This is a genomic window from Microcystis sp. M31BS1 (assembly GCF_020245285.1).
GTDB classification, from domain to species: domain Bacteria; phylum Cyanobacteriota; class Cyanobacteriia; order Cyanobacteriales; family Microcystaceae; genus Microcystis; species Microcystis panniformis.
Map to the genome: position 1 here is coordinate 1 of NZ_JADBVE010000340.1, position 10,693 is coordinate 10,693.

Annotated in this window: 10 protein-coding genes; 3 read left to right on the forward strand and 7 right to left on the reverse strand. The window is 44.3% G+C overall.

From position 1 onward, the window contains the following. Positions 1-526: 526 nt before the first annotated feature. The gene (locus IM509_RS19190) at positions 527-1,270 is read left to right on the forward strand and encodes a cupin domain-containing protein (RefSeq protein WP_002762116.1); all 744 of its coding nucleotides are present in this window, start codon (positions 527-529) and stop codon (positions 1,268-1,270) included. 87 nt (positions 1,271-1,357) lie between these two features. Here the strand turns inward: IM509_RS19190 and IM509_RS19195 are convergent, their stop codons facing one another. The 3 genes from IM509_RS19195 to IM509_RS19205 all read right to left on the reverse strand — a co-directional run bounded on the left by IM509_RS19195 (position 1,358) and on the right by IM509_RS19205 (position 4,685). Further along, positions 1,358-2,278 carry a hypothetical protein gene (locus IM509_RS19195; protein WP_072927125.1) on the reverse strand — a complete coding sequence of 307 codons (921 nt, stop codon included), beginning with the start codon at positions 2,276-2,278 and terminating at the stop codon, positions 1,358-1,360. A 76-nt stretch (positions 2,279-2,354) separates the two neighbouring features. Then, entirely contained in the window at positions 2,355-3,158 is an 804-nt protein-coding gene (locus IM509_RS19200) for a type 1 glutamine amidotransferase (RefSeq protein WP_072927118.1), read from the reverse strand. 189 nt (positions 3,159-3,347) lie between these two features. After that, positions 3,348-4,685 (reverse strand): Mur ligase family protein, encoded by a 1,338-nt coding sequence (locus IM509_RS19205; protein ID WP_052275377.1) that lies wholly within the window; start codon positions 4,683-4,685, stop codon positions 3,348-3,350. A 163-nt stretch (positions 4,686-4,848) separates the two neighbouring features. On the opposite strand from IM509_RS19205, the gene IM509_RS19210 reads away from it, so the two are divergent. Further along, positions 4,849-6,039: an HhoA/HhoB/HtrA family serine endopeptidase gene (locus IM509_RS19210; protein ID WP_185237577.1), complete on the forward strand. Its 1,191-nt coding sequence runs from the start codon at positions 4,849-4,851 to the stop codon at positions 6,037-6,039. Positions 6,040-6,254: 215 nt separating this feature from the next. After that, a complete protein-coding gene (gene lptC / locus IM509_RS19215; RefSeq protein ID WP_072927122.1) occupies positions 6,255-7,403 on the forward strand; it encodes an LPS export ABC transporter periplasmic protein LptC in 1,149 nt (382 codons plus the stop codon). Positions 7,404-7,470: 67 nt separating this feature from the next. Here the strand turns inward: lptC and nuoK are convergent, their stop codons facing one another. The 4 genes from nuoK to nuoH form a co-directional block, all read right to left on the reverse strand. Further along, positions 7,471-7,776: an NADH-quinone oxidoreductase subunit NuoK gene (gene nuoK / locus IM509_RS19220; protein ID WP_197533180.1), complete on the reverse strand. Its 306-nt coding sequence runs from the start codon at positions 7,774-7,776 to the stop codon at positions 7,471-7,473. A 25-nt stretch (positions 7,777-7,801) separates the two neighbouring features. Continuing rightward, positions 7,802-8,398, reverse strand: coding sequence for an NADH-quinone oxidoreductase subunit J (locus IM509_RS19225; protein ID WP_002734810.1), 597 nt, complete (start codon positions 8,396-8,398; stop codon positions 7,802-7,804). Between the two features lie 145 nt (positions 8,399-8,543). Further along, entirely contained in the window at positions 8,544-9,116 is a 573-nt protein-coding gene (ndhI, locus tag IM509_RS19230; RefSeq protein ID WP_002741201.1) for an NAD(P)H-quinone oxidoreductase subunit I, read from the reverse strand. Between the two features lie 42 nt (positions 9,117-9,158). Next, a complete protein-coding gene (gene nuoH, locus IM509_RS19235; protein WP_002734266.1) occupies positions 9,159-10,277 on the reverse strand; it encodes an NADH-quinone oxidoreductase subunit NuoH in 1,119 nt (372 codons plus the stop codon). Positions 10,278-10,693 lie beyond the last annotated feature (416 nt).

Genomic DNA, 10,693 nt, shown 5'->3' on the forward strand with positions numbered 1-10,693 from the left:
GGAATAAACTTGGGAGAAGATTCTGTTCTCGGTTTTCATCTTGTAGGGATTCTTGCTTTTTCCCTATCTACCCAGATATTTTTCTTTTTGGCAACCCTTGTCTTGTCAGGTTTTGACCCACTTGTGTCCGTCAGTCAGACTCCTGACTCCTGACTCCTGACTCCTGACTCCTACCCCCAGGAAAAACTTTTTCAGCAGACCCTACTTATTCCGATAAATCGACTAAAAACGTTACAGATAAGGATTTGAGAGAATGAAACGATCCTAGTGTTCATTCCATGAGATTGTCGGCTATGCTTAAGAATTAAGACGATCACCTTCTTGTCGATGAGAAGCACGGCATAACTCAGCCGTTAGCTGGACTAAAAAGCCATCGCGATCGAGTTCCGCCTATTTCCCGTCCCGAAGTTATTAATGAGAGTAGATGAATTCGGAAACTTGAAGGCATAACTGCTTACATAGTATTCTTAGGTAGAAGAATAATACCAAATAATTTTTCGACGCAAAAAAATAAAATTCAGGAAAGATGACTGCTCAATCTCTGTGGAAACCCCAAAAAGTTCACGAAAACTTACTAAGCCGCGTATCTGTGCTTCCCACATCATTAACTTGGTTTCAGACAAACTTTACTGGAATTTGGTTTGGCTGTTTCGAGTCTGACCATGAAATCCAGGATCATCCAGTAACAATGCTGACTCGATTCTATCCGGGTGGTTTTTTTCCGCTGCATGGACATCCCGGTGGTGAAGAGATTTTGGTGCTTGAAGGCAATTTTGCAGATGAAACAGGGGTGCATCCACCGGGTACTTATATGCTTAACCCCGAAGGCTTTATCCATCGCCCCTATAGTGAGGAAGGATGCCTGACTTTTGTTAAATTGCGGCAACATGGTGGTAAAACTCGCCAACAAGTGAGAACCAACATTTTTAATGGCTCTTGGCAAGCAGGTATAGTGCCTGACATTAAGGTTCAACACCTCTACGAGCAAGCAGATTTCTCAGAAAAAGTCTGGATCGAGCGTTGGCTGCCCAACACTCAGTTGGTGAATGTTGTCGAAACTGAGATTAAAGAAATCTTTGTCATTGAAGGTACCTGGAGTGATGAGTTAGGTAGTTATCCAGTAGGCAGTTGGCTAAGATACCCCCCCAATTGCCCCTACAGCCCTTCCTCAACAACAGGTTGTCTCATTTACGTTAAAACCTATCCTGTTACTGATACAACCGCAAGATTTGTGGTCGGTGATGATTTCCAAGAGCCTGAAGCAACCTGAAGTAACCATCTATAGGGATCGAGGGTCGGACGTAGAGCCAAAAAAGACAGGCATTGAGCCTGTCTAGAAAACCAAACAAATTACCGATCAGTTGGCCACAAATAGGGAGTTTTTTGCGTCAAATTTCCAAGCAATACCATCGGGATCTCTGATGCGACTCCAATCGGCAAATTCTGTTTCGGATTTATTTTTCTTGTTTCTACCCAAAACGGCTGGGGTAACTCCTAAACGTTTAGCCAAATCCGCCAAACTCATTGATGAGATGGTTTCAGAATCAGAGGTTAGAGATTCTTCCTTAACTTCTGATTCTGATTGGGATAAAGAACTATCAGGACTGTTCAAACTAGGATTAATTATCTCCTCCGGTTCTTGAATTACCGTTTCTTGAACAGAGATAGCTGCGGTATTTTCTTCCTCTTTTTCCTCAAATAATTTACCTAAATTAGTCAGAGGTTGGGAGGAGGAAATAACAGGAACCTCCGAGACAGAATTTTCGCTTTTCTCGGCGACAATCAGAGAGGATTTAGCCTCCTGGGATTGCTCTAAATTGGTCAGGGGAGATCTCGAGGCAGTAATCGCAGGAATTTGTTTTTCCCCTATTTCTTCTAAAGAGGAGTCACTCTCATCAAAAATACTACCCAAGGTACTGGCAGTGATAAAGTAATAGGCCATACCTTTATCGCCTACAGCTTTTTTTTGCGCTCCAAATTCCTCAGCTTTTTTGTCTAAAAATTGTCTGGCTAATTTGGCCGTGAGATTGGCTTTTGCCGATAGGTCAATCGGGGTGAGACAACCTTGATTGTCCTGTAAAAGTTGATTGAAATAGGGGTTAATCACCGTCGATAATTTTGACCAGCGATAGTCTTGCCACACCTTGACTGCCAGAGTTAAGAAGAAGACAAGTAGGATCAATGGCCAAGCGGTAAAAACAAGGATGATTAGCACCGCTAGGGGAATGATGAGGACGAGAAACCCCGCCGTTTGACGATCGATAATTTTTCCAGTCATAATTTCATAAGCTGCCACAATTAAAATTCTTAATGGCTAGTTTGACTATCTCCTGCCATAAGTGTATATGACCAGTTTAGGCTTTATTGGTCACGCCGGTTAGTTCTAGTCGTTCAAACATGGCAAATCTTGCTTTCAGGGCCAGAGAATCATCAAGTTTTGTTAAAAAAATCGGTTTTTGATACTTTTGTTCTAAAGCTTTTTTGATTAACCAATCGGCTAAAAAGGGATTTTTGGGTAGTAAGGGACCGTGGGCATAGGTAGCGATCGCATTGTGGTAAAATGCTCCTTCATAACCGTCCTCTCCGTTATTTCCGTAACCGGTAATCACCTTTGCCAAGGGAGAAACGGTCTGTAAATAGGTACGACCCCCGTGATTTTCAAAGCCAATTACTAGCGGTTTTTCCCCAGTCATAGCTTTAATTTCCTCCGCTAAGGGAGAGGCCGTAATTTCAAAAACCACGTTACCGATACAGCGTTTCGCATTGGGTCCTGGATGTTTACTTACTAGGTCTAATAATCCCAATCCTTCGATTCTTTGACCGAAAGCTGGTTCGTAATAATGCCCTAATAATTGTGGGGAACCACAGGTAAAAACTCCCGGTATTCCTGCCGATAATTGTTCTTTCATCGCCGCTGCTTTTTTCCCCTGTAAATCCCGCATAACGATCTCCTGTTGCCGATCCTGCGCCCCACCTCCAACAATTATATCTACTTGATAAAATGTCTCTGCTTCTGTTTGAGCATCTAGGGGAATAATTGTCACAGGAATATCACGCCATTGACATCTTCTTTGGATAGTAATAACATTACCTCGATCGCCGTAGGTACTCATTAAGGTCGGATATAACCAGCCGATTTTTAGTTCTAGTTCTTGCATAATTTCTTAGGGGAAATGGGGGAATGGGGAAATGGGGAAATGGGGAAATGGGGGAATGGGGAAGTGGGGAAGTGGGGAAGTGGGGAATTTCAACTAAAACCCTAAAACCCTAACACCCTAAAACCCCCCGCAACGCGTACGCAGTGACCACACCAACACCTAACACCAATCTTCACTCTTTTCTAATTTCTACAAAATCTTTCGTCCCGTGAGAATCTCTCGTACTTCTAACATAGCAGAATAGGTGGGTAAAATATGTAAAGTTTCCTCATTTTTGGTGTTATTAAGGGCAATTTGGATCGCTTTTTTTAGATCAGATTCAACAATTAAATTAACTGGATAAGCGAGACTATCCTGACTATATTGTAAGCGTAAAGCCATATCATAAAGTCGATCGCCTGTTACCACTAAAGTTGTTCCCAAACGGGTTAATTTTTCCGTATCCACATCCCAAATCCAAGAAACATCCGTACCATCGGGGATGCGATCATTGAGAACTAAGAGAGTAGTAGAAGACTTTTCTTTCTGTAAAATATCAGCCACCGTGCGAATTGTTTCATTCATACCCACGGGATTTTTGGACAGTAAAATTCTAACTTTTTTACCCTCAATTTCTAATTCTTCCGCTCGACCAAAAGCCGCTTTAAAACCCTGAACTGTCTCAAAAATTTCTCGATCTTTAATCCCCAATTCCTGGGCTACTAAACCCGCTGCTAAAGTATTATATTTATTATAAACACCGATTAAAATCTGCGGCCAATCGTGACTATGAAAAGCAGGATTACTCTTTTTAAAGCCACAACTAGGACAACTAAAATCCCCTAAATGGGAGAGATAAACCCCGCGATAATCCAAAGAAGCACCACATTTAGGACAGTAAATAGAATCGACAGCGTGGGGAATTTCTTCTAGATACAATTCCGGCTCACTTAAGCCAAAATATACAACTCTTTGGGGCAGTTGTTGACCCAAATGGGAAAGAGTTGGATCATCAGCATTGAGAATCACTAAAGTATTGGTGGGTAGGGGAGATATGGCCCCTTGCCAACGGCGACTAATCGTATCTACTTCCCCATAGCGATCGAGTTGATCGCGAAACAAATTTAGAGCTAAAATAGCGCGAGGACGACAATCTTTTAAAACCAAAGGGAGAATATTTTCATCCACTTCTAAAATGGCATAATCAGCCTTTAAAGTGCCGAATAAATTGGCATCGGCTAATAAAGCAGTGATTAAACCATTAATTAAATTCGCCCCGGTGGTATTATGGGTGACTTTTGCCCCTTGACGCTCTAGAATAGTTCTTAGGAGTAGGGAAGTGGTAGTTTTTCCATTCGTGCCAACCACCAAGATTACCCCCCCTCGGACTTGCCCACAAAGTAGGGGTAACAAACGGGGATGGAGACGACGGGCAATTTCCCCCGGCAAGACGCTGGCAGCCCCTAAACGGAGTCCTTTAACCACAGCAGTAACGGTTTTAGCCACCGCTACGGCTATCCCTAAACGGATGCGATCAAACAATTGCATGAACTGAGATTCTCATAGCTGTTTCGTGATTTTACCGCTAAAAGAATACCGGTAAACGGGTTAAGTTCCCATTGATTCTTCCCTACCGACAAAAAAGACAGCCTATAATATAGGTAAGTTTGGGGCCGATTCTACCGCACACGACATTTTAGGGCTAGAGCTTATGGGTTTATTGACAAGATTGGGGATTTCACTGGGATTAATCGCCCTAGGCGGTACTGTGGGTGTGCTAGGAAATCAGTATTTAAGCAGAAAAGAGCCCCTAGAGGTAAATAAACCGCCGGCAATCCTCCCCGCTTCCCTCTCTCTCCCTGTTATTCCCCAAACCGACGGTAATGTTAATTTTATCGCCCAGGCCGTGCAGAAAGTCGGGCCGGCGGTGGTGCGGATTGACTCGGCCCGGGAAGTGGCCGACCAAATTCCCGAAGAATTTAAACAGCCCTTTTTTCGGCGCTTTTTTGGTAATGAAGTGCCGATTCCCAGGGAGCATTTGGAACGGGGAACCGGTTCCGGGTTTATTGTTAGTACAGATGGACTACTTTTAACTAATGCCCATGTGGTGGAAGGGACAACCCAAGTAAAAGTGACTTTGAAAAACGGTCAAACTCATCAAGGTAAAGTCCTGGGGGTTGACAATATGACCGATGTGGCCCTGGTGAAAATCGAGGCGAAAAATTTACCGACGGTGACTTTTGGCAAGGCCGAAACTTTAATCCCCGGGGAGTGGGCGATCGCTATTGGCAATCCCCTAGGCTTAGATAATACGGTTACGGTGGGCATTATTAGCGCCTTGGGCCGGACTAGCAGCGAAGTGGGGGTTCCCGATAAACGGGTTCGTTTTATTCAAACCGATGCCGCTATTAACCCCGGCAATTCCGGCGGCCCGTTGCTAAACGCCAAGGGGGAAGTTATCGGCATTAATACGGCAATTCGGGCCGATGCCCAGGGTTTAGGGTTTGCTATTCCCATCGAAACCGCCCAAAAAGTGGCGGGACAGCTATCTAGCAAGGGTAAAGCGGAACATCCCTACATCGGTATCCACATGGTGACGCTAAACCCAGAATTACGGCAGCAATTGAACGAAACTAAAGAATTAAACTTTAATATTGACCAAAATGAAGGGGTAATCGTCCTGCGAGTGGTGGAAAATTCCCCCGCTCAAAAAGCCGGAATGCAAGCGGGTGATATCATCGAAACTGTGGCAGGAAACCCCGTCAAAACCGCCGCCGATGTGCAGCAAGGTGTAGAAACCAGTGCGATCGGTGGTAATCTGGAAATCGAGATTAACCGCAGGGGTAAACAACAAACTCTCACCGTACAACCGGGGGTTTTTCCTAGCAAAACTAGCGAGTAAACTACTTTCAACCGGTCAAGGGGCGACCCCTTACCCTACACTGGGAGGAGAGAAAATAAGTCGCTGGTTATAATTAAATTAAAAATGGATTTTAGGTTCGATCCCCCCTGCCCCCCTTGATAAGGGGGGTGCCGATAGGCGGGGGGATCCCCCTTGATAAGGGGGGCATCTGATAATTTTTAACGCCTACCTACTTAGCAGCGGAGCGATCGAAATTGAGGCAGCGGTTACAATTTAAACTATCAATTGGGCGCGGGGCTGCCCTTCTAATCGGTTTGCTGGGATTAACAGCCTGTCAACCTCCGGATCCGCCGACAATTTCGCCGACAGAATCGCCTAAAATCGAGGAAACTGGCCGCTTAATTCTCAATAATGCCACGTTAGAACAGGCTAACCCCTCCGGACAACCCCTCTGGAAAATTCAGGTCAAAAAAGCTACCTACACCCAAGACCAAAAAATCGCCCGTCTGGAAAATATCAAGGGTAATATCTATCAAGATGGGAAAGTAGTTTTACAGGTTAGTGCTGACCGCGGTGAAGTCTATAAGGAAGGCCAGGAAATTCTCCTCAAAGATAATATTGTGGCTGTGGATCCCCGCAATAAGGCCATTATTAACGCGCCGGAATTGCGTTGGCTACCCAAGGAAGGTGTTTTAATCTCCCCCAAAGGGATCAAAGGTAGTCATCTACAACTAGAAGCTAAGGCCCGCCAAGGACGCTACGACACGCGCCAAGAAAAACTAGAATTACAAGGTCAAGTGGTGGCTACCGCCAAGGAATCCCGTGTCGTCCTGCAAACCGAGCGCCTGTACTGGGAAATTCCTCAACAAGTCATTAGTACCGATCAAAAAGTCGCTTTTGATCGCTATATTAGTAAAACTATTATCGATCGCCTGACTGCTATCGGCGGTCGTTGGGAAAGAAAAAATAATCAGGTTATCCTGCAAGAAAACCTCGAATATCGCTCTTTAGAACCACCTTTACAGATTTCTGGTTCTCAGGCAATTTGGAACTATCAAAATCGTACCCTAACTTCCGATCGCCCCACGGAAATTTTTCAATATCAAGATCAAATCACTATTACTGGTAATCGTGTGGTGGTGGAATTAGGCAATCGCATCGCTTATCTCAAGGATGGAGTTAAGGGGATTAATCAGAAAACTGGGGCGCAATTGTATAGTCAGATCTTAACTTGGAAAATGTCGGAAAAAATTGTCGAGGCCGAGGGGAATATTATCTATGAACAACAGGAACCAAAATTTAATCTCACCGGCGATAAAGCGATCGGAACTTTAGAAGATAATAACATTGTTGTTACCAGTAGTTCCCCCGATCGAGTTGTCACCGAGATTTATCCCCGTTAACAGGGAAAACTGGCCAAAAAAAACTCTCCCCAGAAAAGGGAGAGAGGGGGGGTAAATATTTAAAAGCTTACCATTTGAGCAGATTAAACTGTTCCATATCGATCGTGTCGCGGTTACGATAGATAGTCAGGATAATCGCTAAACCCACGGCTGCTTCGGCTGCCGCTACGGTAATCACGAAAATAGTAAAAATTTGGCCTCGGATATTAGCGGGGTCAAGATAGTTGGAAAAACCCATTAAGTTAATGTTAACAGAATTGAGCATCAATTCGATCGACATTAAAACCCGGACGGCATTGCGACTGGTGACTAAACCATAAATTCCGATACAAAATAAGGCCGCCGCTAATAACAAATAATACTCTAACTGAATCTGCATGATACCTCTTTTTTGGGTCTTATTTAGGGGCGGTTAATTCTCTAGGTCGTTCGGGTAATGTTAAAGCTGTGGCCGTAGGTTCTTCAGCTTTTAGGGTGGGGATAAGGTCACGACGAGCTAAAATAATTGCTCCGACCATGGCCATTAATAACAGCACGGAAGCTAATTCAAAGGGTAGCAGGAAATCACTAAAGAAATGCTTACCGATTTCTACTAAAGTATTAGTTACTACGGCGGGAGAAGTGCTAGAAATTGACCAAGGTGTGATTAAAACCATGGTCGATAACAGCACAAATAAACCAACACAAACTAAGGCAGTAGATGCCTGACGGATCCAACGTTTAGGAATATCAGAAAAGTCCTCTTGCTTATTAACAAGCATAATGGCAAAGAGAATTAAAACGTTAATCGCACCCACATAAATTAGAATTTGTGCCGCCGCTACAAAGTCAGCATTTAGTAAGAGATATAAACCAGAAATGCTGATAAAAACACCGCCCAATAAAAAGGCGGAATAAACGATATTAGACAATAGTACCACGCCTAAAGCTGTCCCGATTACTAGGGCTGCTAAAATGCCAAAAGATACTATTTGAACGCCCTCGGCTAAATTCACAGTAGTTTCATCTCCTTTTATGTTTGAGAGTTATTAATTATTAGTTATCAGCTTCTGAAGGCAAGAGGCAACAGGCAAGAGGCAAAAGACAGAATCTGGCAATTCTCCTACCTAAAAACCGTGACGGCTGATAGCTAACTGCTAATTAATCGGTAATTTCTTCTGGACGTTTACCGGCGCGTTGACTACCGACGGGTAAATCGTGGGGTTCGATGACACCTTTAGGTAGATAACCTAATTCCCTCAGAGGTGTTACCATCGGGTCTTGGGTGACTTTGTAGGGTAAACGGCCTAGGGCGACGTTATCATAGTTTAATTCATGACGATCATAGGTCGCTAGTTCGTATTCTTCGGTCATCGATAGGCAATTAGTCGGACAGTATTCTACACAATTACCGCAGAAAATACAGACCCCAAAATCGATACTGTAGTGTTTGAGTTCTTTCTTTTTAATTTCCTTGTTAAAAGTCCAATCCACTACTGGTAAATTAATCGGACAAACTCGCACACAAACTTCACAAGCGATACATTTATCGAACTCAAAGTGAATTCTACCCCGATAACGTTCCGAGGGAATTAACTTTTCGTAGGGATACTGAACGGTAATCGGACGACGACGCATATGGTCGAAGGTAACGGATAAACCTTCGCCGATGTATTTCGCCGCTTGAATGCTACCTTTGGCGTAATCGCTGACTTGTTTGAGGATGTTAAACATGATGGTCAGAGGGGTAGTAGGTTAACAGGGCAAAAACGGGAATTAACCGCCAAAAGCAAAGGGAAAAGCTAGTTTTAGGGCGGCGGTAAGTAGTAGGTTAACTAAAGATACCGGTAAGAGGAATTTCCAGCCTAAATCGAGTAATTGGTCAATGCGAACCCGGGGTACAGTCCAACGCAAGAGAATGGCGATGAAGATGAGGAAATAGGCTTTTAATACTGTCATCGTAATCCCTAGGGAAGCGGTGATAATTTGTAGCCAGGGATTGGTTTCACTCACTCCCAACCAGCCGGCCAAAGCATTGACGGGGATAGGAAATTCCCAACCGCCAAGATAGAGGACCGCGAAAACTAGGGCTGACAGCACGAGGTTAACGTAGGAACCCACATAAAAGAGAGCGAATTTCATCCCCGCGTATTCGGTTTGATAACCGGCGACTAATTCCTCCTCCGCTTCCGGTAAATCGAAAGGCAGACGTTCACACTCAGCTAAAGCGGCAATCCAGAAAATCAGAAAACCCACCGGTTGGCGCCAGATATTCCAGCCTAAAATGCCATAACCGGATTGTTGTTCGACAATATCAATGGTACTGAGACTATTAGACATCATCGCGATCGCTAATACCGATAAAGCCAAAGGAATTTCATAACTAATCGATTGCGCCGCCGCCCGCAGGCCTCCCAGCAAGGAATACTTATTATTCGAGGCATAACCCGCCATTAATAAACCAATGGGGGCAATACTGGACAAGGAAATCCATAAAAAGATACCTACGTTTAGGTCAGTAATCAGCAGATTTTGGCCGAAGGGGACGATGAGATAGGAGACAAACACCGGCATCACCACCAAAATTGGCCCGAAGAGGAATAACCAAGGGTCGGCCTTAGCGGGGACGACATCTTCTTTAAAGACTAATTTCAGACCGTCGGCGACTGGTTGTAAAACGCCCAAGGGTCCTGCGTATTCGGGCCCGATACGCTGTTGGACGGCGGCGGAAATTTTTCTTTCTAACCAGACGCACACTAAAACCCCCACCGTGGCGGCTATAATCATCAGGAACATGGGTAAAGGCATCCAAATCGCTTTAGCCAGTCCTCCACTTAATCCCAAGTCTGTTAGGGATTTAATGAAACTTTCTTGTAAATCTATGCCTTGATTCATATTTGGCGATCGCTGTACTGTCAATAGTTCGGCATGGTCTGAAGATTTTTAAGCAAATCTTATAGCCTAGTATACAGTTAGTCGGTCTGAGGGTTATCAGTAAAGTGACAAAGGCTTCAACTCATTAGCAGCCAAGAGAGTCAAGGAATCTTGATTCCCCGTGCGAGAATAGGTATTAGTCAATAGTTAGACCCTGAATCTATCAATGTTCTCATCTGTTTCTTAGCGCCGACAACCTCAGCTAGTTATCAATTATTCACAGGAAAAAAATCTAGTTAAGTAGCTGGTTATAATTAAATTAAAAATGGATTTTAGGTTCGATCCCCCCTGCCCCCCTTGATAAGGGGGGTGCCGATAGGCGGGGGGATCCCCCTTGATAAGGGGGGTGCCGATAGGCGGGGGGATCCCCCTTGATA